The 26,551-nt window shown below is 42.5% G+C and carries 23 protein-coding genes and 2 pseudogenes; 6 read left to right on the forward strand and 19 right to left on the reverse strand.

Annotated elements, in window-relative coordinates:
- Nucleotides 1-12 precede the first annotated feature (12 nt).
- On the forward strand, nt 13-1,299 hold the full coding sequence (locus A372_RS0117390) for a DHHW family protein (protein ID WP_019422159.1): 1,287 nt from the start codon (nt 13-15) through the stop codon (nt 1,297-1,299).
- 143 nt (nt 1,300-1,442) lie between these two features.
- Here A372_RS0117390 and A372_RS39610 read toward each other — a convergent pair.
- From A372_RS39610 to A372_RS34165, 4 genes and pseudogenes are all read right to left on the reverse strand, one after another.
- Nucleotides 1,443-1,600 (reverse strand): annotated as a pseudogene (locus tag A372_RS39610) (integrase); the annotation flags it as partial.
- Nucleotides 1,601-1,626: 26 nt separating this feature from the next.
- Nucleotides 1,627-3,099, reverse strand: coding sequence for an amidase family protein (locus A372_RS0117395; RefSeq protein ID WP_019422160.1), 1,473 nt, complete (start codon nt 3,097-3,099; stop codon nt 1,627-1,629).
- 164 nt (nt 3,100-3,263) lie between these two features.
- Entirely contained in the window at nt 3,264-3,533 is a 270-nt protein-coding gene (locus tag A372_RS0117400; RefSeq protein WP_019422161.1) for a CD3324 family protein, read from the reverse strand.
- A gap of 434 nt (nt 3,534-3,967) precedes the next feature.
- A complete protein-coding gene (locus tag A372_RS34165) occupies nt 3,968-4,225 on the reverse strand; it encodes a DUF6463 family protein (RefSeq protein WP_019422162.1) in 258 nt (85 codons plus the stop codon).
- 465 nt (nt 4,226-4,690) lie between these two features.
- Here A372_RS34165 and A372_RS0117410 point away from each other — a divergent pair, with 465 nt between their 5' ends.
- Nucleotides 4,691-6,031 (forward strand): lytic polysaccharide monooxygenase, encoded by a 1,341-nt coding sequence (locus A372_RS0117410; protein ID WP_036704583.1) that lies wholly within the window; start codon nt 4,691-4,693, stop codon nt 6,029-6,031.
- Between the two features lie 140 nt (nt 6,032-6,171).
- Here A372_RS0117410 and A372_RS0117415 read toward each other — a convergent pair whose 3' ends face one another.
- The 11 genes from A372_RS0117415 to A372_RS0117465 all read right to left on the reverse strand — a co-directional run bounded on the left by A372_RS0117415 (nt 6,172) and on the right by A372_RS0117465 (nt 16,809).
- Entirely contained in the window at nt 6,172-7,050 is an 879-nt protein-coding gene (locus A372_RS0117415; RefSeq protein WP_019422164.1) for a CPBP family intramembrane glutamic endopeptidase, read from the reverse strand.
- Between the two features lie 36 nt (nt 7,051-7,086).
- The gene (locus tag A372_RS0117420) at nt 7,087-7,377 is read right to left on the reverse strand and encodes a YfzA family protein (protein WP_019422165.1); all 291 of its coding nucleotides are present in this window, start codon (nt 7,375-7,377) and stop codon (nt 7,087-7,089) included.
- Nucleotides 7,378-7,432: 55 nt separating this feature from the next.
- On the reverse strand, nt 7,433-8,059 hold the full coding sequence (locus A372_RS0117425) for an ABC-2 transporter permease (RefSeq protein ID WP_019422166.1): 627 nt from the start codon (nt 8,057-8,059) through the stop codon (nt 7,433-7,435).
- Nucleotides 8,052-8,918 (reverse strand): ABC transporter ATP-binding protein, encoded by an 867-nt coding sequence (locus A372_RS0117430; RefSeq protein ID WP_019422167.1) that lies wholly within the window; start codon nt 8,916-8,918, stop codon nt 8,052-8,054. The genes A372_RS0117425 and A372_RS0117430 overlap by 8 nt, the downstream gene beginning before the upstream one ends.
- Entirely contained in the window at nt 8,915-9,298 is a 384-nt protein-coding gene (locus A372_RS0117435; RefSeq protein ID WP_019422168.1) for a GntR family transcriptional regulator, read from the reverse strand. Before A372_RS0117435 ends, A372_RS0117430 begins: the two co-directional genes overlap by 4 nt.
- A gap of 1,017 nt (nt 9,299-10,315) precedes the next feature.
- Entirely contained in the window at nt 10,316-10,630 is a 315-nt protein-coding gene (locus A372_RS38680; protein ID WP_237728552.1) for a hypothetical protein, read from the reverse strand.
- A gap of 368 nt (nt 10,631-10,998) precedes the next feature.
- On the reverse strand, nt 10,999-12,840 hold the full coding sequence (locus tag A372_RS0117445) for a serine hydrolase (RefSeq protein WP_019422169.1): 1,842 nt from the start codon (nt 12,838-12,840) through the stop codon (nt 10,999-11,001).
- 221 nt (nt 12,841-13,061) lie between these two features.
- Entirely contained in the window at nt 13,062-13,565 is a 504-nt protein-coding gene (locus A372_RS34175) for a multidrug transporter (protein WP_337484143.1), read from the reverse strand.
- A gap of 47 nt (nt 13,566-13,612) precedes the next feature.
- Entirely contained in the window at nt 13,613-14,740 is a 1,128-nt protein-coding gene (locus A372_RS0117455; RefSeq protein WP_026011132.1) for an NAD(P)/FAD-dependent oxidoreductase, read from the reverse strand.
- Between the two features lie 156 nt (nt 14,741-14,896).
- Nucleotides 14,897-15,919, reverse strand: coding sequence for a serine hydrolase domain-containing protein (locus tag A372_RS0117460; RefSeq protein WP_019422172.1), 1,023 nt, complete (start codon nt 15,917-15,919; stop codon nt 14,897-14,899).
- Between the two features lie 65 nt (nt 15,920-15,984).
- Nucleotides 15,985-16,809, reverse strand: coding sequence for a MerR family transcriptional regulator (locus A372_RS0117465; protein ID WP_019422173.1), 825 nt, complete (start codon nt 16,807-16,809; stop codon nt 15,985-15,987).
- A 296-nt stretch (nt 16,810-17,105) separates the two neighbouring features.
- Between A372_RS0117465 and A372_RS0117470 the strand changes: the two genes are divergently transcribed.
- Nucleotides 17,106-18,650, forward strand: a complete 1,545-nt coding sequence (locus A372_RS0117470) for a flavocytochrome c (RefSeq protein ID WP_019422174.1) — start codon at nt 17,106-17,108, stop codon at nt 18,648-18,650.
- Nucleotides 18,651-18,827: 177 nt separating this feature from the next.
- Here A372_RS0117470 and A372_RS0117475 read toward each other — a convergent pair whose 3' ends face one another.
- The 4 genes from A372_RS0117475 to A372_RS0117490 all read right to left on the reverse strand — a co-directional run bounded on the left by A372_RS0117475 (nt 18,828) and on the right by A372_RS0117490 (nt 23,858).
- A complete protein-coding gene (locus tag A372_RS0117475; RefSeq protein WP_019422175.1) occupies nt 18,828-21,068 on the reverse strand; it encodes an ATP-binding cassette domain-containing protein in 2,241 nt (746 codons plus the stop codon).
- Nucleotides 21,069-21,818: 750 nt separating this feature from the next.
- Nucleotides 21,819-22,169, reverse strand: coding sequence for an alpha/beta fold hydrolase (locus A372_RS34180; protein ID WP_237728553.1), 351 nt, complete (start codon nt 22,167-22,169; stop codon nt 21,819-21,821).
- Nucleotides 22,170-22,843: 674 nt separating this feature from the next.
- Entirely contained in the window at nt 22,844-23,482 is a 639-nt protein-coding gene (locus A372_RS0117485) for an O-methyltransferase (RefSeq protein ID WP_019422177.1), read from the reverse strand.
- A complete protein-coding gene (locus A372_RS0117490) occupies nt 23,469-23,858 on the reverse strand; it encodes a hypothetical protein (protein WP_019422178.1) in 390 nt (129 codons plus the stop codon). Before A372_RS0117490 ends, A372_RS0117485 begins: the two co-directional genes overlap by 14 nt.
- A gap of 415 nt (nt 23,859-24,273) precedes the next feature.
- Here A372_RS0117490 and A372_RS36475 point away from each other — a divergent pair, with 415 nt between their 5' ends.
- The 3 genes and pseudogenes from A372_RS36475 (at nt 24,274) to A372_RS0117505 (ending at nt 26,506) form a co-directional block, all read left to right on the forward strand.
- Nucleotides 24,274-24,510 (forward strand): MarR family transcriptional regulator, encoded by a 237-nt coding sequence (locus tag A372_RS36475; protein ID WP_085981979.1) that lies wholly within the window; start codon nt 24,274-24,276, stop codon nt 24,508-24,510.
- Nucleotides 24,486-24,803: pseudogene (locus tag A372_RS34185) on the forward strand (DUF3238 domain-containing protein); the annotation flags it as partial. The gene A372_RS36475 and the pseudogene A372_RS34185, both read left to right, overlap by 25 nt.
- A 566-nt stretch (nt 24,804-25,369) precedes the next feature.
- Nucleotides 25,370-26,506: a hypothetical protein gene (locus A372_RS0117505; protein WP_019422181.1), complete on the forward strand. Its 1,137-nt coding sequence runs from the start codon at nt 25,370-25,372 to the stop codon at nt 26,504-26,506.
- Nucleotides 26,507-26,551 lie beyond the last annotated feature (45 nt).

The raw sequence follows: 26,551 nt of genomic DNA on the forward strand, positions 1-26,551 counted from the left end.
AGGAGTAACGAAGTGAATAAATCTATTTCAATCGTTTATATGGTCACCTTTTTAGCTATTATTTTCGGCTTCGGAATTGCTAGCATCATTTTACCGGATAAGGACATTTCCACTAGTGAAAATAGAACGTTAAGCAAGTTGCCCTACATCAGCATCGAAGCCATTTCAAATCGTAGCTTTTTCGAAGACATGAATCAGTATGTAAATGACCAAATCGTGTTGCGTGACGAAATGGTTAGAATCTACCAGAAACAGCAAAACTCCGGGATGTTTAACGCCATGCTGTTCGAGAACATGGTCAACGCTAAAAAACCACATAAACCCGAAGATGGAACAATAGTAACAGATTCACGTATCGTGTCCAAGCTTGTGGTGACTAATAATAAGTGGCTCTTTCCAAATACCGACAAAGTTCTGCATACCCATAATATCGACGCGTCGACTGCCAAATTAAACGATGCGGTTAAATTCGCCCAAGATCAAGAAACAGAAACGTTTTTCGTCTTTAACCCGTCAAGAACCAAATCATTGATGCATTTATACCCGAAATATTTGCAAACCGACGCGTATGCCAAATCGAAAAATTACTTCTTATCTAAACTCGACAAACATATTAACGTCGTTAATATTGGTGATAAGTTCGATACCTTTACTAAAGCACAGTTAGAAGAGCTTTACTTGGAAACCGACCATCATTGGAATATCAAAGGCGCTTTTACAGCTTATCAGGAAATGATTACTCAAATCTCTAAGCTGTCGACCAAATTCGAAGACAAGCCGATGTCTTTAAGTGATATCCATGTTTCTCAATTAACGACTGGCAGCTTCGAGGGCAGTTATAATACTCAAATCAATTATGCCTTAGATCCCAAAAAAGCAGATAGAACGATTATTTACGAACCCCGAACGCCGTTCACCTTTAACAATTTTGAAGTTATTAACAAGGACGGCCAACAAACCGTTACGAACTTTAATGAATTTTATGGTTTCAAAAAAGGTCGGCGCACTTATTCTTATGGCACCATATATGGCGGCGACAGACGAAAAATCACTTATGAGAATTCAAACGCTAATAATAAATTAAATGTCCTGCTGCTTAAAGATTCCTTCATGAATCCCATTACGCCGTATTTAGCTCAACATTTCACCAAACTAACCGTTCTCGACAATCGTTATTACTCGGAATTCAGCTTAAAAAAGATTCTAACGAGCGAGCATTATGATATGCTAATCATCGCTTTTCACGACGACAATCTGTTTAGCGGTACTTATCATTTTGAGAAAAAGGACGACAATTAGGTCTAAGCAAAGAAGGCAAAGTCTTCCGCAGAAGACTTTGCTTTCTTTCTGCTATATTCAGTTCAAATTAAAGTTTCATCTTTAGACCCTCATGGGTCGCTACAAATCCTAAACCTTCATAAAACCGCAATGATCTTCTCGCGATGAATCACATCTTCCTCAATTAAGAACTTTGGAATGCGCTTATCATCCTGGGTTCTTTTAATTTTAACGCAAGGTTTGAAGTTACATATGCTTCTTCATAGGCAAAGCGAAACAATGAGCGAATAAAGCGAATGCGATGCCCTAAACTGCTTGGCTTTTATCGACCAGATTGCTTCGATCTTTTTAATTCTTTAGATCTGGCATTCTCCTGTGTTTCGTTTTTTGTTCGAATGCAAATGCAATACGAATTAGTGTCGGTTCACTAAATGCCGTTCCTGCGAATGTAATCCCGAATGCTCTTCCATTATCTTGGAATCCTGCGGGCACTGCTATGGATGGATAACCCGCTTTAGCACATATATCAGCTCCGACATAAGAAGGAAACAGGATTGTATCCAATCCATACTTTTCTAAAGCATGATCTATACCCATATTTTGCGAGTAATATAAATCAGTGATAGACTCTAGAATGTATTTCTGACTCTTTAATGGGTTTTCTAATTGTGATCGATGCTTCAATGCATCTTGTCCATATTTCAAAGCCTTCTCCGTATTCTGTTCATTCCATTCAATTAACTCATGCAAAGTATGAATTGGTAAATGAGCTGGGAGACTTTGCAAATAATGTTCAACAGAATGCTTAAATTCAATGTTCATTTTGTTATATTCCCATGCTCTAATGAACGATGGAATTTCTATTTCTTCTATTACATTGGCTCCATAATCTTTAAGTATAGCCACAGCATCATTAAATAATTTTTCATCATACTCTCCAATGTCACGATATTTCACAGGCGGAATATTTCTGAAAATACCTATGGTTGCTTTACTTAATCCGTCTTTATCCAAAAATGCTGTATAGTCCACATTAGAACATTCATTCTTCCAAGTAGCTGGATCACTTTCATCTTTTCCCGTAAGAACACCTAATAAGATCGCTGCATCTGTCACAGTCCTTGCCATAGGTCCGGCTGTATCCTGAGAATAAGTCCACGGAATAATCCCTGATCGACTTATTAAACCTACGGTTGGCTTTATACCAACAACAGCGTTCTGTACAGATGGGCTTAAAATAGAAGCAGATGTCTCTGTCCCAACGGCAACTGTAGTAAAATTTGCTGCAACGGATGCGGCAGATCCCGTACTAGAACCACCAGGAAAATAATCCCCATATGGATTCTTTGTTTGTCCTCCTGTTGAGCTGTATCCAGCCCACATAGATGTCGACATACCATTTGCCCATTCTGTCATATTTGCTTTTCCAAGAATAATTGCACCTGCTTTCCTTAGTTTTTGAACAAGGAAAGCATCCTTTGCGCTAATGTGGTTTTCCAAAGCTATTGCACCTGCACTTGTATGCATTTTGTCTTTTGTTTCAATATTTCCTTTCAACAATACAGGGATACCATGTAAAGGGCTTCTTGCTCCTACTAATTTTCTTTCTTGGTCTAATGCTTCTGCAATAAAAATCGCATCAGGATTCATTTCCATAATAGAGTTGATCATGGGTCCACTCTGATCGAACGTTGCGATCCGATACATGTAATACATAACAAGGTCTCTTGATGTAACTTCCCCCTTATACATTGCATCCTGTAATTCAAGTATCGTCGCTTCTTCACTATTTATTTTTTCTAATCCAAAAATATGTTCCATGTTGAACTCCTACTTTCGATTTTGGGTCATTCATTTAACTCATTTTTATCAATCCTATGAGCTTAATTTATAGAATTGACTGCTTTTAATATATATAAAAAACAATTACTACTCGTATTGCACATAAAAAAGGTTTGCGGGTTTAACCCGACAAACCTTTGGTTCTAGCTATTTTTTGAATACACAATTTTTTTGATACTATCATGGGAAAGGAAGAACTGTTCTGAGAGTTGATCTATCGTCAATCCATCATTGAATCGCTGGCGAATCTCGCCGTTTCTGAGGTTCAGGTAATTTCTGTTGCCTGACTTTTCTCCCCACTTTTTTCGAGACCCTTCTGCGTTGGGGATGTATATCATTCGACCTTCCACATACTTCTGTATTTCCTTAAGCAAGTCTTTTGGCAGAATAGCTTCAGCACTTGTATATTTCAAAATAGATCTACTCCTTAAAATTAAATTGAATTTTAAGGTAGCAAAATCTATACTATAAACTGTTCTCACCATACAAATCAGAATGAAAACGTGCGGTTACTTTATTAAGCTCCATACAAATAACCGCCATGGTCATAATATAGACTTTGCATGGAGCTTGTCATTAGCGACATTATTATTCAATCTTCACCCTCCTTCAACTGAATACTTGATAACTAAATATTCTATGGTAATCACATTAATCCCTCTTAACATTATCTCATTTCCCGTTAGCGCAACGAGGCTACCGATCCATGCCGGCAGCCTCGTCTTAGTTGCTTATTGAGGAATCGGGCTCTTGAGCGTCGTCCGCGAATATATCCCGCCCTCGGTTACGCTATGCTTGATCTTGATCTCGTATTCGTGTTTTCACGTGACGCGACAAAGATTGACTCTTACCTGCGTATGATAATGACTGCTTGCGGAATGATGAGCCAGAAGCCGGATACCGGCATGAAAAATACACCAATCAAGCTAAGTGCCAGCAGGTGGACGCCGATGAATTTTGGTACATCCGTCCCCTTGACCCGAATAAGCCAGTTCATTAAGCGGGCAAGCATAAACAAAAAAAGACCAAACAACAAAAACCAGAAAGCGGCAGCTCTGTTGGCGTGCAGTTGGGGATGTGGCGCATCAAAGTCAACTCCTAACAAAACTAGTTGCTACTGAAAACTTATAATGATATATTCTTATTGCATAGTAATATTATGGGTATTAATATGTTGCTTTCACACGCACCACCTACTTCTGCTCGGATGCATCCTACCAATTAAGAATTTGCATGAGACCCTACCTTTTGACCAACTATTGAGCCATGTGGCCGCGTTCGCTATAAGTTCAATTCGGCTACAATATCCCTCAACCTAACACCTAATTTCAAGAATCAGATACTTCATGATGCCGCTCCCGTTGCTCTAGAATACGCCTCTGACGATTCGGCAATATCAAAATGCATTACTTCTCTATCAGCCTGCTTAACAGAATTCTTTTCGTCTTGTGAGGAACTGATATAAGCTCTTATGCGAGTTTATATATATTCAGCTTATGAAGGAGGTGTCATTTGAACATTACAAAAGTTATGGATTGCTAATAAAAATGATGAATGGAGGAAATTTATGATGTCTAATTTATGTTTATCCAGTGCAAAGAGGCTAAAATTTCTCATTACTGGTGGTACCATGCTCGTGCTTCTCTTCGCGATGTCCCTCATACTCGGGGATAAGGCATTCGCACACGGTAACGTGACCAACAGCCGGGCAGGTCTATGCGCAGACGGCGTTAATAAAAACTGTGGACTGATTATTTATGAACCGTATAGTTTGGAGGCACGCAAGGGATTCCCGGCGGGAGGCCCTGCCGATGGGAAGATTGCGAGTGCTAACGGCGCATTCGCCCCTCTTGACGAGCAATCTGCGACTCGTTGGACAAAGGTTAACATAAGCCCAGGTCCAACAACGTTTAATTGGAAGATTAAAGTACCTCACGCAACGACAAGCTGGAAATATTACATCACAAAGCAAAACTGGAATCCTAATGCACCGCTTACTCGCGACTCCTTCGATTTAACTCCTTTTTGCAACGTGCCTTACAACGGTAAATTGCCTGGGAACACTTACTCCGACACTTGCAACGTTCCGAGCCGAACTGGGTATCAAGTCATTCTTGCGGTTTGGGAAATTTCTGATACCTTAAATGCCTTTTATAATGTAATTGACGTTAATTTTGGTGGGGACGTTGATAATGTAGCTCCGACTGCCCCAACCGGTGCAGCGGTATCCAATATTGGGACGACAAACGCAACCATCACTTGGAACGCCTCCACGGACAACATTGGGGTAACCGGCTACCGGATCTTTAACGGCTCCAACCAAATCGCAACGACAAACGGAGCGTTAACCTCCAACTTGACAGGTTTAACTTCGAATACTTCGTATACGATTACGGTAAAAGCTGTTGATGCCGCCGGAAATCTATCCGCAGCAAGCAATGCGGTAACCTTCACGACGCTACCTGTGACCGGACCGGATACAGTAGCTCCTACAGCGCCAAGCAGCCTTCATGTCATGGGCAGCTCAACTTCCACAACAGTTCCATTAATGTGGAACGCTTCTACGGATAATGTCGGAGTTACGGGGTATCAAGTATTTCAAGGCACGACGTTGATAGCGACTGTCTCAGGATCAACTGTGGAATACCTTGTCACGGGTTTGACGGCAAACACTTCGTACTCCTTCACCGTTAAAGCGATTGATGCTGCTGGCAACGTATCGTCAGCAAGCAACGTTCTGAACGTCACTACACCGTCCGCTCCTACTACATATCCGTCTTGGAGCGCAACGACAGTGTATGTAGCCGGTAATAAAGTAACGCATAACGGCGTAAATTATGAAGCGAAATGGTGGACACAAGGCGAAACGCCAGGCTCTTCAGGCGCCGATGTGTGGAAAGTAATCCCTTAGAAATAGTGCGCCCTCAATAACCTATACAAATGGCCGGCAGCATCTCATTCGAGTTGCTGTCGGCCATTTTTGCGTTGTTCGGGACTATGGCGTTCCATGGCGCATACGACAAATGTACGAGACTGGCTCTTGCACCGATGTTAACTCCCTTTCCGTATTAAACGCTTCGTACTTAATATAACGAGCGATACGATAATGCCCCCGATTTGAATCATACTAATAGAGATTAAGTAGCCGAGTAAGGGTGCTGATTCTTGGTAGCTTATAATTGGGGGTACACCACCGCCATAGCCATGCGGAAGAACGACAAACCGCATAATTTCTAAGTAGGTAAGGTGAAAACCGATTGACGCCCAAAGACTTCCGGTCCATAAACGGAGTAACTGCAAGCCTATTCCAAAACAAAAAATGACTACGATATAAAAGATATTAAGCGTTAATCCGGGTGTCTGTCCAACGAATGCTTGAAATAGGGCAACCGCTGTCGTGACGCATACAAATAGTATTGTTTGAATGAATACGGATAACCAAGCTGGGAATCGATGACGTAACACATCATACAACAGCCCTCTTAACCCTAGTTCCTCCGGCAAAGCTTCAAAAAACACGGCAAACAATACATTGATAAGCAGCGCAGCAAACCACTGATCGGGGGCGTGCCATTTTTCAATGACAATCCAACCTTGAACACTTGCTATAACGAAGCCCAATGCACCCAGTCCACTTGCCAATAGAACCCCAGTAAAAAAGTGATATCCCCTTTTCCAGGAATATACCGGTGTCTTAGGTTTCACACCAGTCATCCGATAGAGACGCTGATATAAATACAAAATAATAGGAACAACCAGCCCGCTCATCACAAGAGCCTGAATCAGGTTCCGAACATGCCTTGATGAGCCGAACAAATGTTCAGCAACATCACCGGAAAGACCGGCTAAAAACAGGGCAGCAGTTACTGTTAACCATCCAGCGAACAATAAACCTATCCATTTCAAATTCTGATTTTCTCTCTTTATCATTACATCACATTCCTTTCATTCCTAACATAAGTCGATTTATTTTCTGAAAAAAATACTCTTCATCGCGCCTATTAGCGCGGGCAGCAGTAAGGTTACGATTAAAAATGCAGTAATGACATTATTTATCGGTAAGTTATACGGAGTGAACCATTCTGTAAAAAGTTTAGAATTCAAAATTCTGCCCATGATCGTTCCTGGATTGATTTCTCTGTTCGGGTTCCATGAAAATCGATCACAGGCTATAAAATAGAGTTGCGCAACAAGAAATCCCACAAGGGGCATCATCCAACCTTTTATTTGAATTGGACGACTTTTTTGTGTTTGCATCTACGTTTCTCTCCCCTTTTCGAATATTGTTTTGATCATGCAACAATGTGGCCTCTTATAATTCCTTTTTAGTAAACAGAACTGCAGCTATATAGTAGGAAACAATGAACAACAAGATGATTCCGATTAAAATAAGATATAAAGTAGAATCACTATGCAATCTGTTCTCGTTGATCATTTGCATAAATATTGCCGTAGGCTGCGCCAGTGCAATTAGGATTAGTGTGAACACCCCTTGAATAATAGACGTTCCTTTCTTACTAAGCGTATAAAACAGCGGCAAATAAATGGAAGCCAGGGCTAGCGTGATGACTGCTGGTCCTAGTATATCCATGACCGTTAATTCTGGCTTGTTAAATGCCGGGAATACAGTTGTAACGAACAGGTGAATGCCATAAGATGCTAGGACGCTGACAAGGCTAATAATAATGCCCGTTATGTATTTCGCTTTTACGATATTTTTACGGCTAATCGGCAGGGTGACCAGAAAATTGTGGTTATGATTCTTTATATCGATCAGCGTAACGTGACTAAGCGTAGCGAAAGCCGTATAAATACCCACAAGGTGAACAGACGATGAATGCTTTGGTATAAAAACAACACTGAACACAACAAAATACATGAGAGGTGTCCACAGCGAGCTTTTCAAAGCGATGAATTCTTTCCGAAGCAAGTTAAGCATGTACGCGTCCTCCCTTGGTTGTGAAATACACGATGTCTTCTAATGATGGTTTGTTGAGAACCGCATAATTTCCAAATAAATGCTCGGCCTCCTGCCGATTATCTATTAAGCCCTCAAAACCAACGGCTGTCTCACGAATTCCGACAAATTTCTTTCGAACATCGGAATCTAGTAGTTGGGAGTCACCTTTCACGATCACGTATCTATCGAGTACATCATCTTTCGCTTCATTGAATACGAGCTTTCCGCGATTGATGAAAGCAATGTAGTCGGCAATGCGATCCAAGTCTGTCGTGATATGAGTTGAGAAAATAATCGAATTTCGCTCGTTCTGCATCATGTCCGCAAGAATATCGAGCATTTCCCTTCTAAACACAGGATCTAGCCCGGAGGTTGGCTCATCCATGATGAGGAGCTCTGCCTCATGTGAAAAAGCAACGGCAAGGGCAAACTTCACTTTCATCCCCTTGGATAATTGTTCAATCTTCTTATTCGGGGACAGCTCGAACTGTTCCAGATAGTTGTTAAATTTCTGCTCGTTCCACTTTTGATAGAAAGGAGCAATCATCTTCTTCATGTCTCGAATCGTAAGGTGTTCATAATAGAAGCAATCATCCGACACGATGCCGATGCGCTGCTTGATGTCCACTTCTTGTGCAGGCATATCGCAGCCTAGTATCTTTACGCTCCCGGAGTCAGGGCGAATCATGCCGAGCATCATTTTGATTAAGGTGCTCTTCCCAACTCCATTCGGACCTATGAGCCCGGTAATGTAGCCCTGCTTCACATCCAAAGATACTTGATCGACTGTAAATTCGGGGTACGTTTTCGTTAGATTGCGTATTTCAATAACGTTCATGGTGTGTGTTCCTCCTCGAACAATAACTTCATATGATCAATTACATCTTGTTGGCTCATGCTTAACTCCTTGCTTTCACGAATGATGTCGAGCATTTTTTCTTCTAGTTGTTTCATACGCTGCTCCCGAATGAAGTCTTTATTGGCCCCTGATACGAAAGAACCCTTGCCTACAACAGAGTCGATCAGCTTCTCTTTCTCCAACTCTTCATAGACACGCTTGGTTGTAATTACACTAATTTGCAAATCCTTGGCCAGCTGCCTAATGGAGGGGAGGCTGTCGCCTGCACGCAATTCACCGCTTAGGATGCTCTGTCTAATCTGGTTCATAATCTGCATGTAAATCGGATCGCTCGATGCGTTGGATATTATAATTTTCATGTTTCATCACCTCGCTTCTGTCAATCGATCAAATACCGTATATATACAATATACACACTATTCACTTGTGCATCAATATATAATTTATTTATTGTTTGAAGTTACATATTTATTGAAAAAGGGCAATCCAATGAATATATGTTATTGTCCTCTGACAGCCGATTCAGAATCCAATAAGTTCACTTTGCCGGCATAGTTAAAAAGCAAAAAAGCACCAGCATCTCTACAGAGGTACTGGTACTTCCAGTTTTAGATATTTGATTTATGACAAGATCGGTAGTGTCCTTATGTTCTTGTCAAAAACGGAAATGTCATAATGTTTGTATCAATCGACATCAGTGACACAAAGTTACCCTTTTTAGTAGGGTCTAAATTAATCTGTTGAGGGTAACTTTGTGTCATTGAACAATTGGACTTCCGTCCAAGTGTATTTCTTGGAGTATACCGCTTTCCTTTTTTGAGCTTCCGTTTTCAACGTACTGCTTACAGGCTTACTTGGCGCTGCCTCTACAGCAAAATTCATGGAACTAACCATTTTTCAGACTGCATGGTCTTGTACGCAAGACCTATGGCTGGCTCAAAATGTTATTTTTTCACCGCTGCTTCCAGAATTTCATTCATCTGCTCTTTGGACATATCCGAATGGGTTGCAATAGTGTAATAGGATTTGCCGATTCCTTACCAAAATACGTATCTGTCAACAGTAGGCGGCGTTTCGTAACTGAAACCTTTCAGCTTAGAAAATTCTTCATCCGCCGTATACTGATTTAAGATCAGCGTGTCTTTCCCGTTCGTATACTCAAGACGGATTCTTCCCGCCTCTTTCCAATCAAACTTTTTCGTGTAAACGGCTTTTCCACTCTTCTTCCCTTCGTCCCTCAGAGCATCAAAAAATTTTTTTCGATTTCACTTTTAATATTCGCCATTGGACTTTCAATGATCGCTTTGGAAAACTTATATCCCTCTGGCAGGTTGGAAGGCTGCTGCAAGATGGAGCCTTTCAAAGTAGAAGCTTTTTTAAAAGTAATCCTCATATGTAGAGTATTCAAGGTCTTTCCCAAAAGGGAGAAAATCAAATCCGTAATTCAGCTGTTTGTATTTAAAATACATGACGTAAATATCACCCGGCTCTTTTGGCAGTTCTTTAACTCTCGTTATCTCACTTTCGATAAACTTCTTTTCCTCTGCAGTTTGAGCTTTGTTGGCTGCCTCTTTAGCAGCGGTTTTTTTGGCTGGCTGGGAAGATGCCGCCTCCGCCGCGAGGTTCACGGAAGAACCCAATAACAAAATACCGCTTAGTGTTGCGATTGCTACTTTTGTTGCTGCTTTCATTTTGTAATGCTCCTCTCATATGATTTTTTTTGATTTAAAAAAACTACAACTGTAGTTGCAAATTAATACTATAATTGTAGTTCAATAATATCAACATACTTTGTGCAGAGAAATATTTTCACGCTTTTGTTACATGCAAAAATGACCCGCATCACTTGCGGATCTAGTAGCTGCGAATGCATCTGCATCCATCTCCAACACCTGGCTTTCATGCGGTGGTAATTCATTAGGTTCAGATTCCATGAACATAATTGTTTTATTTGTATAACCTTGATTTGCTTTGTACTTATAATTTTCGTTTTCTGTACGGTGAACTAATATTAGTTCACCGTACAGTTTTCTTGCTAATTGATTTATAAATTGAAGCTTTAAAACAAATCAAACGAAGGCCAATCTCTAATGCGCCCGACAATCGTCCACATCAGGTTGTCAAGATCAGTTCGCATTTTCTGTAATTGAGCATCGTTACGTGAATTGACCAATACGGCCCAGCAATAGCCGTTATTTGTTCGAACAACAATCGAAGCAGTGCCTGGTATATCACCGTCATGCCAGTAATTTCCTGAAGGGTGGATGTTCCATCCCTTAGCATAGTTAGCAGGGCTGCCATCGGCCCTGCTTGCGATCGTTGGCGTGTACATCGTTGCGAGAGAACCGCTAGATAAAATATCCGGCTTAGTAGGGAAGCGATCTACACGAACGAGGAAACGGGCTAGATCAGTTGCAGACGCGATCCATCCTCCGTGCGCATCCATGCGAGACACTCTGATTGCATACGGGTTCCAGCCGCTCTGTGTATAGTACACAGCTTCGTTGGATCGGCGGTCTGCGAGAGTATCGCCAGCAATGTGCATATCCGAAATCCCGCAGGGAGCGAGAACGTGCTGTCGGACGTAATCAGCATAGGAAGCACCCGAAACTCGTTCAATGATTCGTCCGAGCACACAATAACCGAAGTTGAGATAATCGAATGTCTGACCTGGCACAAAAGTTAACGGTGAGTTATCTAGCATCCATGTAATTAGCTCGTGTTGATTTAAATTGAAATGGTCGAACATTGGATCTTGCGACCGCGCCCACCCGCTAGTGTGTTCCAGAAGATGCTGCACGGTAATTTGATTAATATTCGCGCTATACGGCTGTGTTCCGTAAGTGGTACCGAGGATGGCATTTGTGCCAAACACTCTGTCCCCCAGATTTAACAACCCAGCTTCAATTAATTTGAATACTGCTGCTGAAGTAATCGGTTTCGAAACACTGGCAATTCTAAATAGGGTGCTAGTCGTGACCGGTTCATTCATAGCTTGGTTGGCGAGGCCATATCCTTGAGCAAAGACGAGTCGTCCAAATTGAGTGAGAGCTAGGGAGGCTCCTGGAACCCTATGATTGTTCATAAAGGTTGTTACAGTCTGGCGGATAAATGACTGATCGTCGTCAGACAAATATGGCTTGTGCCATATCGTTGCGTACCGTGCTTCTCCCTGCAAGGGGTATCCGTTCACTTTAACCAAACGGAACCCTCGGGCCAACATGGAATTAAAGTCCGTTTGATAATCGGCAGCAGATAATCCGTAACGTGACCACCAAGTGAGGCTGGGACCTTTGATCCAAATTGCTGCATAAAAGTTTTGCCCAGCAACCTCATAGCCACTTACGCGCCATAGTAAAAATCCCTGACTACTCCAGTGCGTGAACTCTGACTGGTACTCGGCAGCATTCAGGCCATGGCGAGCGGTCCAATTCGGAATTTGAGATTTATCCCAAATGGCTGCAAATCGTGGCTGTCCGGCAACCGTATACCCGCACACATCAACTGGCCGAAATCCTTGCGACGCCAGGGCGTCAAATTCGGCTTGATATTGAGCTGGGGTCATTCCATGGCGAGCGCGCCACTCGGGGCCGTTTATTTTATGCCAGAGTGATGCATAGCGATCGGTACCAGCTACTTCATAGCCGCTAACGCATATCGGACGGTATCCTTGGGAAGTAAGGGTCGCAAATAACGTTTGATGTTCCGCCGAGGACAGTCCGTGACGCGCTTGCCACTCATAACCTGGAGACTTCTCCCAAATAGCGGCATAACGATCGACTCCACCCACACTGTAACCGTTAATGTCGATGAGTCGATAGCCCTGAGAGAGTAGGGAATTAAATTCCGCCTGATACTGCGCGGACGAAAGTCCGTGACGCGCCTGCCATGCATATGCCATAGTATCGCTCCTTGCATCATGATTTAAATAAATCAAAAATAGAATACAGTGTAATGTAGTGGATAGCGGGGAATAGACTTCAATAAATAAACATATTGTCTCTGTTTGGATAATATGCGCGAAACATAAAAAAGGGTTTTCGCGACTGCGAAGCCCTTTTTGCGAGTACCTACGAATACAAAGACAATGTATACAGATGATAAAAGCTAATCAGCTATCAATTAAAATGCTTTCTTATTACCGACAATAACAGAGCCCGATTTGCGCTTGGGCAAGAATAAAGTCAGAACGAATGCGATGATTCCCACAATGAAAATATACATTAACGTATCGCTCTTGCCAAGGATGGATGACTCCTTCGCTAGGTGGGCTTCTGACCATGACGGCTCGATTTGAATCAAATCAGCTGCATGATGGCTGGCACTCATCGTCATCACCGTCACGACAAGCGCGGTGCCGATGGCGCCGGCCACTTGCCGAACCGTATTCGTAACAGCCGAGCCATGAGAGGTCCATTTTTTAGGAAGCGCATTGAGGCCCGCGGTCGTTACTGGCATGACCAACAAAGATAAACCTAGCCGTAAGACCATTGTACGTATCATTATATAATCGTAACTGGTCGTATCACTTAGGTTTGTGACTCCCCATACCGCTAAAATGACAAATACAAGCCCCGTTAACATAAGCGCTTTAGCACCGAACTTATCTAATAAACAGCCGGTAATCGGATGGGAAGTTAGCGGCGAATCTGTTCAAAAGATGTATCTATTGTTCAATTTTCATCCATTGCTTTTCGAATATCATAATCATTCAGATCGATATCCAGCTCCATTTCGAGTGCCAATTTTGCCAGCTGGCTTCCCAGATAGGGTCCTGCCGTCAAGCCTGATGCTCCCAGTCCATTTGCCGCTATAAGCCCATCCCAGCCAGGAACAGCACCGATCACCGGAAGAAATCCGGGTGTAAACGGACGAAAACCGACTCTTATCTCCTGTAACGTGCTGTTTGCTAATTTGGGTGCAAATTTTAGCCCTTTATTCAGGATTTCCTGTATTCCGCCTGCTGTAATCCTAGTATCGTAGCCTTCTATCTCATTTTCGTGAGTCGCCCCTATAACGATCTTTTGATGATCAAAAGTGAGCACATATTGATCAGTAGGCGGCATGATTAATGGCCAGGTGCCTGTGTCTTGTTGATCAGGAACCTGTAAATGCATAATTTGTGCTTTTTGAAAACTTACCTTAAAGTGAAGCCCTAAAGGCTGGAAAAGGGGATTTGCCCATGCCCCTGCACATGCAATAACGAGATCAGACGAGAAGCTTTTTGCACCGACAGCTACTCCTGTTACACGGTTCGACTGATATTGAAGCGTAGCATCCCCATTGATCAAGACTGCCCCGTTTCTTTGTGCTGATCGGATCAACGCATCGCGCAGCGCACGACCATCTACCCGAGCGGCACCGCTAATATGAACAGAACGATAACCTTCTGCTAACAGCGGAAACCGCTCATGGGTTTCTGTTTCAGTAAGCTGGGTAATTTCACCGATTTCCGGTGCATCCGCTTTTCGTACATGTGCTCGCTCCTCCATCTTTCTGATCTTCTCCAAATCATCATGAATACAAAGAGCACCGACTTGAGCATAGCCTGTTTCTGTTTCACCCTCGCTTTTGAGTTCTTTAATTAACCCAGGATAAAAATGTGCGCCGGCCTTTGCTAACTGGTACCAAGCTTGATTACGTCGTTGTGATAGCCAGGGGCAGATAATGCCGGCAGCGGCATCCGTAGCCTGCCCTTGATCTTTGCGGTCTACAATAAGGACATCCGCCCCCATTTTGGCTAACTGGTATGCTGTCGATGCCCCAAGAATTCCTGCTCCGACTACGATGACTTTCTTCATATTACATCCCTTTCCTAACTCCTTGTATCCATTATACATATTATCTAAACTTTGCAACTGCCTGAACATAAAACTTCTAAATAAGTTGCTTTAGGATTTAGCCTGCTTATTTTAGCCACTGCACCTTCATCTTTGTCGAGCTTGGCGATCAAATATTTAGTCTATTACTGCCGGAATAATACATTCCTTAATCAGTGTCCATCTATCACGAGGATTCATGATGAATTCGGATGCAATGGCTACGACTAGGTCTTTGTCTGGAATGCAACAAATGACATTACCGCCATCGCCTAGTGCTAAGTATGCAAAATCCCCGTCCTCTTCGCGTAACCACCATAGATAACCGTAATGATTGGGGTTCATCGTTGTTGATTCGTCAATCCATGTCCCCGAAATAATTTGATTATTGTCCCAAATGCCATAATTCAGATATAGCAAACCAAAACGTGCCATATCACGAGGACTTAGCGTAAGTCCCCAGCCTCCTGTGGAGTTACGGTTTGGGTCTTTCACCCACCCTTTCACATTCTTCCCGAATAAATCATCAAACCCAAATGATTTCATTTCATAATCCGGGATTTCTTTCATGCCGATCGGTTTAAATAAGTGTTCGTTGGCAAACTCACGGGCACTTTGTCCTGTGCTGCGAGTGATGATGGCTGAAAGCAGATGCGCCCCTGCGGTGGAATACTTAAAAGCTCCAATACTTCCTTTTTGGCCTAGCATATCCAGCGTATACGTTACCCAGTCAGGCTGCATACACATCTTGTCCAGTGGCTCGTGCCAGTCCTCAAATGGATAAGGAGCCGTCATCGTGAGAAGATGGCGTATGGTGATTTCTCGTTTCTGCTTATCAGCAGCATCGGGTACATATTCGGAAAAAAAATCCAGCACCTTCTGATCTATATTTTTAATATATCCAGTATCTATGGCAATACCAATAAGGGCAGATATTATACTTTTCGTTACAGATGCCACATGGTGCGTATCATCCGGGCCATAGCCATTATAATATCTTTCATAAGCAATAGATCCATTTCTCACAACAACAATACCGTTTATATTGCTGTACTCGGCTTTTATCATAGGTTCAAGCTCTGACAGCTTTACAGAGTCTATTCTCAAGGTTGCCGGCTCTGCGGCTTGCCATTCTGTCGTTGGCCAGTTGTTTATGTTCATTATAGGTAGTACCTCTCTTAAAGAGTTTTTTTAGCGAGCGTTAAGGAAAATATCAGGTCTTGCTACTATTTTTTCTTTACAGGAAAATACACCTCGGTAACCATATCCTCAGGAACAGTGGCTTGATTAGGGTCGGTTACATAGACTTCATATGGTGATTTCACCAATTCATATCCTTCATGTTCTACCCATTCCCTCAGCTTGGCATATACCGATGTCAATTCTGCATATGAACCCTTTACAACAGACTTCGCACAAAGGCCTCCAGGCAAATCTCTCGTTCCCTTTACAGCCTCCTCTATCGGGATAGCAAACTCTGTATCATTGCCGGCAGGATTGTATTCAGGGCTGTGATAAATCGTCATTGGAGTACCTAGCAAGGTGAGTTTTTCAGCAGCAATCTTTTCATACAGCCTGCTGAAATGCGTTCCATATCCTGCAACATAGTCATCGCTACTCATCATCCGGCGCATATAAAGGATATTCATTGGCTGGGTTTCAACAAGTTGTACTTCTATATTGTCAAGGTATGACATAATCGGTGTGCCCTTCTCTAAAGTTAAAATATCATGAGTCATTTGTTTGAGGATATGTTCAAGAGCATTCAGCTCTTGCAGTATTTCCCTTCTCTTGCGATTAAGGGCGGAACAAAGAATCTCTTCGGATTGATCCTCTTCCCATTCCAGAATGGATTTAATTTCTTCCAGAGAAAAATGATAAGATTTCAATCGGTTAATAAAGAGCATCTTTTTTAGTTGCCGGATGGAATAATACCGATAACCGCTTTCAGGATTTATCTCATCAGGATGAATTAATCCAATTTCATCATAATATCGAAGCGTTTTTGTAGATACTCCGCATATCTTTGAGAATTCTCCAATCGATAGCAAGAGGTCACCTCCATTCTTCGTAGTTTTACACGGACTACATGCTTTCCATTTCGATCTTTGTTCCATTTCACTGTACACCTTCCCCTAATGGAAAAGTCAAATGCAAAAGTATTGAGTTTGGAGATTTTCACAAATAATAAAAAGTGGAAATTGACATGCTATATGTGATGAATTGCAAGAGAGTCCAGAGCAACCCCGGAGACTTTACCGTAGCAGACGGAAGGGCACTCTTTGGGGGTTAGGCTCCTTATGTTCATCCTAGAGACAGTAGAAATTCAATAGTGGAGGATTACATGATGCGAAAAAAATCAAACATTGCCCTGATTCTTCTGCTCTCCATCCTGCTCATCCTATCAGGATGCGGAAACGTAAGCAAGAAACCGGAGAAGAACGCGGGCACGAACAACACTGCGCAAAAAGAGAAGGATAAAGGGAAAAAAGATGCTACGTCGGGTGCATCGATGGCGAGTTATACGCCGCTTGAGGAGCTAAAAAACAGTTACGACATCGTGATCGTTGGCGCGGGCGGCGCAGGCATGACTGCCGCGCTTGAAGCCAAAGCCGCAGGCATGAATCCAGTCATTCTCGAGAAAATGCCGGTTGCAGGCGGCAATACAAGCAAATCGTCTTCCGGCATGAACGCATCGGAAACGAAATTCCAAAAGGAGCAGGGCATTTCGGACAATAATGATTTATTTTACGAAGAGACATTAAAAGGTGGACATAACACGAACAATAAGGATATGCTTCACTTTTTCGTCGACAAGTCAGCCAAAGCCATCGAGTGGCTGGATTCCATCGGCATCACATTGAACAATATCACGATCACGGGCGGCATGAGCGAGAAACGGACCCACCGTCCTAAAGATGGTTCCGCCGTTGGCCAGTATCTTGTGACCGGCTTACTGAAGAACGTTCAAGAGAAGAGCATCCCGATATTTGTCAATGCCAATGTCAAAGAAATTACGAAACAAGATGGAAAAGCGAACGGGGTGAAAGTTGTCTTCGGTCAGAATGGCGAAAAAACGATCGCTGCGAAATCCGTCGTGATCACGGCTGGAGGATTTGGCGCCAACATGGACATCATCGCCAAGGTTCGGCCAGATCTAGAAGGCTATGTGACGACGAACCAAAAAGGAAGCACCGGCGACGGCATAAAAATGATCGAAAAAATGGGAGGCAACACAGTCGATATGGAACAGATCCAGGTTCACCCGACGGTGCAGCAGGAAAACTCCTACCTCATCGGCGAAGCGGTACGCGGTGAAGGCGCAATTCTCATAACGAGCAAAGGCAAACGGTTCATTAACGAAATGGCTGCTCGTGACAGCGTAACCGAGGCGATCACTAAGCTGCCGGAGAAAAACGCTTTCCTTGTATTCGATTCAGGCGTCAAATCACGCTCCAAAGCCGTCGAACAATATGAAAAAATGGGCTTTGTGAAGACAAAGGACAAAATCAAGGCGCTGGCTGAAGAAATCGGCGTACCGGCGGATCAATTACAAAAGACCCTCGATAGCTGGAACAGTGCGGTAAAAAATAAGAAAGACGCCGAGTTCGGCAGAAAGACGGGAATGGATCATGACCTTACCGCTGCGCCGTACTACGCCATCAAAATCGGCCCAGGAATTCACTACACGATGGGCGGTGTGCGAATCAACACGAATACGGAAGTGTTGGACAAAGACGGAAAAACGATTCCGGGTCTTTTTGCCGCGGGTGAAGTTACTGGAGGTCTGCACGGAGAGAACCGAATCGGTGGTAATTCAGTCGCGGAAATCATCATATTCGGACGTCAAGCCGGTATTAAGTCCTCTGAATACGCCAAAACGGTAAAATAAGAGATTAAAACTGATAAAAGGGAGCTCCGCAGCGTACAGCGGGTGAGCTCCCTTATATAAACTGTCAGCTATATAACCAAGTCGCGCCGAACGGATTGGAAAATACGGTGTAAATCATCGTCTTGTTTTTCTATGGCAATTACATTATTGTCACGTTTTACTTCACTGATAGCCACATTATAAATATTGCGCTGTAACCGATCGCTTACAATCCAGAATACCCAGTGGTGGCCCTTCGTATAAGATTTCTCCGCCACCAGTACCACCATCTGGGCCCAAGTCAATGATCCAATCACTATTCCGGATTACGTCCAAGTTATGTTCAATGACAACAACGGTATTGCCCTTCTCCACGAATTTATTGATGATCCTCAGGATATTGGAGACATCTGACATATGCAATCCGGTCGTCGGTTCATCAAGAATATAGATGTTCCCCTTTGTGTTTAGTTCCTTTGCCAGCTTGAGCCGTTGGCATTCCCCACCGGATAACGTGTCCAGCGGCTGCCCTAACGAGAGATAGCCAAGACCGACTGTCTCCAGGCTTTTTAACTTTCTCCGAATGTCTTTCGCTTCAAAAAATTCCAAAGCATCGACCACGGACATCTCCATGATCTCAACAATATTTTTGCCATTGTACAAGTATTGGAGCACCTCTTGTTTGAAACGGCTACCTTGACAATCGCTGCATTCCACCTCCAATTTATCCATAAAGGATAGATTGAGTTCCACACTTCCGGATCCACCACATGATTCACATGCACCTTTTGAATTATAGCTAAATAACCCGCTCTCAACACGGTTCGCATCCGAAAATGCTTTACGGATGGATGACATCATGTCAGTAAAGGTCGCCGGATTGGAGCGGCTGTTGGCATGCACCGGGCTTTGGTCAATGCGGATTGCCTCAGGGAAATCTTTAGCAAAAACTTCGTTTACGAGTGTGCTTTTACCAGACCCGGCAACTCCCGTAACAGCAGTAAACACACCTTTGGGTACACGAATGCTGATGTTTTTCAAATTATGAAGGCTGCTTTTTTGGCTTTCAAGAAACTTGGAAACCAGCCTTGGTGTTGTATTTATTTCGGCTTTACTGCTTACATATTTGGCTGTAAGCGTACCTGAAGACAATAATCCCTGGTAACTGCCGCTATACATAATTCTTCCGCCACCGGAGCCTGCATTCGGTCCAACATCTATGATATGATCTGCAATTTGAATGACGTCAGGATCATGCTCCACGACTAATACGGTATTTCCCTTGTCACGCAATTTGACAAGTAATTCATTTAACCGGTATACATCCCTTGGATGAAGGCCCGTGCTTGGTTCATCAAAAATATACATTAACCCTGTCAAGGTACTAGACAAATATTTCACCATTTTTACCCTTTGGGATTCACCGCCGGATAAAGTTGGTGTTTCTCTTGTCAGCGTCAAATAACTCAGCCCAACATCACAAAGATTTTTTAACCGTTCCACAATGCCGTCCACAATGGGCTTAGCCATAGGCACATTGATCTTCTGAAGAGCCTCAATTATCTCATCTAACTGCATGGATGTCAGATCGTAAATGGAATACCCCATAAGTTGGGAAGACATGACTTTCTCATGATATCGTGACCCACCGCATGCAGGACATGTGCAAGTTGTTGTATAGTTATTCAGTTTCTTCTCTCCGACTTTCGTTGTCTCTTTTTCTTTTTTTACATTGAGACGCATAAATTTCACAGCCAAGCCTTCATAAGTTGCATGGATATCATTATTCAAGTGATTGACCACGACTTTTTGGGGTTCCGCATATACCAGCTTTTCAAATTCTTCTTTTGTATAATCTTTGATTTTCTTATCATTATCGAAGAAACCAGATTCCCCATATGATTTCCATTGCCATGTGCCTGGAGCAAATCCGGGAAGTAAAATAGCCCCTTCATTTAAGGATTTTTCACGATCTAACGCAGCATCGATATTTAAAGTAATGATTCTGCCAATCCCCTCACATGTTGGACACATGCCGCTAGGATCATTAAAAGAATAAGCATTGCTATATCCAATATGGGGTTTGGCAAAACGTGAAAATAGCAGTCGCAACAAGGAATTGATGTCAGTCGCAGTTCCAAGTGTAGATCGGGCATTTCCTCCAAGCCGTTTTTGATCAACCACGACAGCAGTGGACAGATTGCTTATTTCATCTGCTTCCGGTCTGCTATATCGCGGTAGAAAATTTCGCACAAAACTGCTGTAGGTTTCGTTTAATTGTCTTCCTGCCTCCTGGGCTATGGTATCAAAAACAATGGATGACTTTCCTGAACCGGATACCCCTGTAAAAATCGTAATTTTCCCCTTTGGAATCTGTACATTAACATTTTTCAGGTTGTTCTCTCTTGCATTCATAATTTCGATGAACTCTTGTTTCATGAAGTATCCTCCTTTGAAGTCTTCCAAATCTTGTTGAGATACCGACTCGAGGAATCCAATTCTATCAAAAGTAAATTTGAAATTGCAACATAAATCTTTGATATATTGTCCGGCAACATCTTCCACAGCTCTATTGGCCATATCCATTTCAGGAGTGTAGGGTTGGTTCAATATAATGTGCTGTTCCCATGATAATATTCACGCCTGTTTCTTTCGCCACTCGGGCTAACCCTTCAGGATCACGCCCTGTATGAAGGGGATGCAAGTCCGTCATGCTTTATGATCGCTCACAGAAACTCACGCTATAAATGATATAAGGGAGCTCCGCAGCGTACAGCGGGTGAGCTCCCTTATATAAACTGTCAGCATCATCTCTTTGTATACTGACTGATTTATACCTATTTTTCTTCTGGCCCAGTATCCTCCACGATCCGGCTGTTTTTGCGATCCAGAAGGTATCATTTATCCATTGGATATTTTCATTCTACATATCATCATCATCGCTGTTGAAACGACTACCATAAGCACAGCAGTTACGATAGCTGCCGGCACTGTTGCCTTCACCAAAAATACATTTGAAAACGCATTTGAACAGCAATGGAATAAAACGCAAAGCCACACACTGTCACTTAGCTTTCAAATACATGCCAGCGCAAAGCTTAACCCGATTATCCCGATGGTGAATACCAAAAAGCTTCTTCCCCTCGGTCATAAAATATTTGATTGCATCCGCCCGGCGATTGGCCGCGATCAGTTCGGGACGTGCTTTCGAAGATCCGGCGGCGGTTTGCGATCATTCGATTCGACGATAAAAGGAGGCTCATGGAGCGCTAATTTCGAAATATTCACTCCTGAGACTTCTGCTTGCAGGGCAAGAATCGCACCGGATGACAGGCCCCAGACATAAGCTGAACCACCCGCTTCATCAATGATGGCTTGAAGATCCTCTTTCTCACGCTGTGTGGCATAAGGCTGCGTATCTCCGCTATCGCCGCGACCGCGGCGATCGTAGTTGTATACCGTATAATGCGCTGACAGCAAGTTAGCCAGCTGCACTTGAGCTGGGAATTTGCGATAGCTGAATGCACCTGCGACAAGCACGAATGCTGGGCCCTTGCCGACTTTGTCATAAACGATATGATGTGTTGAAAAGAGGCTCGACATGAAATGGTAAAACATACTACCGAATGATAGAATAGAATGATTGATTAATCAAGTAAAAATGCCACCAAGAATGTGGAGCTTGCTGAAATAACAACAAATTTTGCAGGGTATGATAGTGATGTCGTGAATCGACTACAAGTCTCAAATTGTGATGCTGCCTGAACTTTTAGGGGGATACGTAGAATTATTGGCTACGGGTACATTAATAACTTGTATCATATGGGCTGTTGGCTCGATATTACTTATTTATGTGTTAGTTCGTTAATATCGTAAGCAGCTTACACGATATAATAACCGTTAAGAAACACATCCTATATTGAACATTAGAACAGATTGATGGGATTTACGCTTTCGATTAGACGGTTTGATTGGATTTCTAAAGCAAAAAACATTATATAAAAATCCCTATTCCCTACAGAACAAAAAGTGCCGCATAAATGATAGGCACTTTTCTTTTATATTTAGGTTCTGAATGGACTTATCAATGACATTTCGATTATCTGTTATTCACTAAATGAATGATGTATATGTAGCATTTCAGAAGTATTTTGAGCAAATTTGTGATGATTGTTAACTTGCCTTAAGGAGACTAATACCGCCCGATGCCTTTCTTATTTCTTTACTTTTGAAATGGTCATCCCATCGCCAATTGGAATAAGCAGGGATTCTAATTGAGGATGATTGGCTACCGTTTCATTAAACTTCTTCATTATTTCCGTATAACGTTTAGGTTTAGCTTCCTGGTCTGCTACACTACCGCCCGCAAGAACGTTATCTGTAACGATTAAAGCCCCCGATTCCGCCAGTCTAATGCAGTAACTCAGGTAATGTTCATAATTTTCTTTGTCGGCATCAATAAAGAAAAAATCAAATCGGTTATTATCGCCGACCAGTTTTTCAAGGCTCCGCATGGCTTCTCCGATCATATAGGATACTTGATCGCCAAAACCAGCTTTGGATAGATTGCTGTATGCTAACTTTGCGTATCGCTCCTCTAACTCAAGGGCAGTTAATTGTCCTTCGTTACCGAACCCTCTGGCAAGGCAAATCCCGCTATAGCCTCCTAGAGCTCCTACTTCCAGAACATTTTTGGCCCCGGAAATGGATACAAGCATCGTTAGCAGTTTTCCAGAGGAGGGAGACACCGATATGGAAGGCATTCCGTTTTCTTTAATAGACGAAATGACTTCTTCCAGAAGAGCATCTTGGTTATGAAACACGGAATCGATATAACTGTTAATTTGTTTCATCAGATTCAATTCCTTTCTCGCCATTATCTACAGATTCTGCACTCTCCGATTCGGAAATTTCCATGTGGTGATTTTTATTGATATGCGTTTCGATTTCTTCGCTTTCGTGAATTTCAAATAATTGAATAAATTCGTTGATGACCATATCGATGGCTTTTAATTCACCGACTAAAATTTGATGAATGGATTGAAACTCTGGTTGATCTAACTGCTGCTTAATGGTTGAACGCTTCAGATTCATCATCTCTAAAAAAGCAATTGCCCTACCTCTACGGAACGTTTTTGGCCCATGTTGATGTGAACCGCCTCTACCTTTGTGTCGCTCACCCCGACGATGCCCCTCTCTCTCTAACTCCTTAAATCTTTCATTTCTCATGAAAAGGATCCTCCCCTTGTATACATTTGTATACACTTCGTTGTGGTCTTAATTGTATACAAACGTATACATGTTGTCAATATTTATGCACCAAATTAAGCCATATACGGTTTCCGTGAAAAGTAACAGCTTCTACTTTTCGTCGCGAATAGTATTCTTTAGTCCCTTCTATGTCTTCATGTCTGGACGATTAGCGTTCGGGCTGGGGTCAAAAAAATAGATGAGTATCAATTAACGGTTCAACATGAGAATATGATGCTCCTCCTTGGGGAGGAAGGGAAAAAATATGCCGATTTAATCAACAAGGCGGATGAGACTTTCGTTAGAAAATACTTTTCTCAGATTGAACTCGATTTGCTTTCGAAAATGGCCGTGAGGTTTCTGATTGGAAACAAGCCTGTTCCTAAGCAGAAACATGCAGAAGAGTCTAGACCCCTTCGATATTACGTTGGAACAATGGGGGATTCTAAACACTTTATGGACTAAGGACGGAATTACAATAAGAGAATTATCTGAGAAAGTAAATAAAGACCATACCAATATCACCCGAATCGTTGACAAACTTGAAACAAAGGAATGGATAATTCGATCTCCACATCCTGAAGATCGTAGAGCTATAGGCAAGGGCAAGCATCGACGGATGGTGTTATAGTGGAAAATGAATCGTGGGGCGATCATGAGGTCACATTCGTAATGAAAGCAAGCGCGAGCAATCCACTACGGCCTACTGCTCCGGCTGCAGATTACCAACTTAACGTGAAAGTGAGTACAGATGGCACGGTTCATATGAAAGGCTCTCATGACGGATTCCCATGTTATGAAATTTACAAACAAGTCGACTTTGGCAAGTTTCAAACCATTCATTTGCATAATTTCCATGAGACCGGCGATACTCCAGCGTCTTTGGCTGGCGAGATGGAATATCATTTTGAGAAAAGGATATAGGGCTGGCGCCAACAAAACGCGGATTTCGTACGCTAAGGAATGAAGCACAAGAGCAATTGCGTTGTATGACGCCTCCTTTAACGGGGCATTAAGATACCCTAATGCAATACAACTTAGCGCTTAATGTTCGAATCAGAACGTAACACAATTGCTAACGTACGTTTTTCGCGTTCTATTGTCTATATCAGATCCTCGTGCAATCTTCGTGAACTAGCTGATTTCGTGAACTAGCTGATCATGTATTTCATGAAGCCGGATGCTTATTTGAAATCATGGATATGTTCGAACAGAGTTTAGTTAACGTGAAACAATAAATTTTCAAGATCCTTAGATACTGCAGTCATACGATTCTCAAGGATAAATAAGCCCAACCCCTGTACGGGCAGTATTTAAGATATATTCCCCCTCCCCTTTTATAGCTGCGTGCTACGGACTTGGTGATTGCTTATGTCGAATAAGAATTGGCTTTGCGGCTAAACTAGGTCTAACACTACTTATGGGGACAAATTATTCACCATAGTTGCCCGAAGGTTTTTCAAAAGATTAATTTTGTTGGGGGCTTACATATGAATCCTGTGATGATTCGATCCGCTTTATTTTTATTGGTTCTATGCTTCTCGCCTTTTTACCTGATGACGGCATATGCTGCAGATACATCTCAAACAATGATGGTCATTAGTGTACGCACTAGCCCTTCGGCAACATATGAACACAAAATTATTCTAGGTAACAAAGCTACTCTCCGGTTATTAAAATCAACGAAGCAAGAAAAATCGGAATATCAAGCTTCATTAACAGACATCTACGTAAAAATTGTACAAGCAGGTAAAGAGAAACACTTTCGAATGGAGGAGTCTGGATCCTTATGGAATGAAATAGAATATAATCGCCTTCTCTTCACCCGAAAAGGAACAGAACAAATACTGAAATATGCGGACGAATTACGAGCCAAACATTATGGAATGATTATGCCTTGGAGCGAAGTCCAACAAAGGCTTCCGAGGAGAAGCGTCTTTTCTATTATAGATTTAGAAAAGGGGCTTACATTTCGTGTGCAACGACGGGCGGGAAGCAAACATGCCGACGTACAGCCACTAACCAAACAAGACACTCAGACGATGAAGGAAATTTATAATAATCAATGGAGCTGGGATCGTAAAGCGATTATCGTTGTTACTGATCGTAATAGGATAGCAGCTTCCATGAACGGTATGCCTCACGGCGGAGACGGGATCCCGGACAACGGGTTTTCTGGTCATTTCTGCGTTCATTTTTTAGGCAGCAGTACGCATCGATCCAAGAATCCCGATTTATTTCACCAGTTGATGGTTCATACAGCTGCTGGAAAACGGGACCCTTTTTTAGGTAATGCGTCGCCCGATATGCTTTCGGATATCTTTATTGGGGCATTGACTCAGCGGGATTATGAACTTTTTAAACATGTATCCAAAGGACTGCCCCCTGATACTGCAAATCCGTTTCTAAAGGAACTGGAGAACAAAACCAATTTTCGATTAAATAAGTATAAGGTTAAAAACGCCAATAAGTATAGAGAACTTTCTTTATCTGCAGAGATTAAGCGAACGGTTACTGTTAAACGAAAGTCTCAAACAGAGAAGACGATAACCTTTCGATTTATGGTGATTAGGGAATCAGTGTATTCCCCTTGGAAAATCAGGGATGTTAAAACTGACTCTTGTTGAACAAAGCCTATGTTCCGCCTTAATGAACGCAAGCTTATATCTCTA

The sequence above is a fragment of the Paenibacillus sp. OSY-SE genome (assembly GCF_000283315.1).
Lineage (GTDB): Bacteria > Bacillota > Bacilli > Paenibacillales > Paenibacillaceae > Paenibacillus_B > Paenibacillus_B profundus.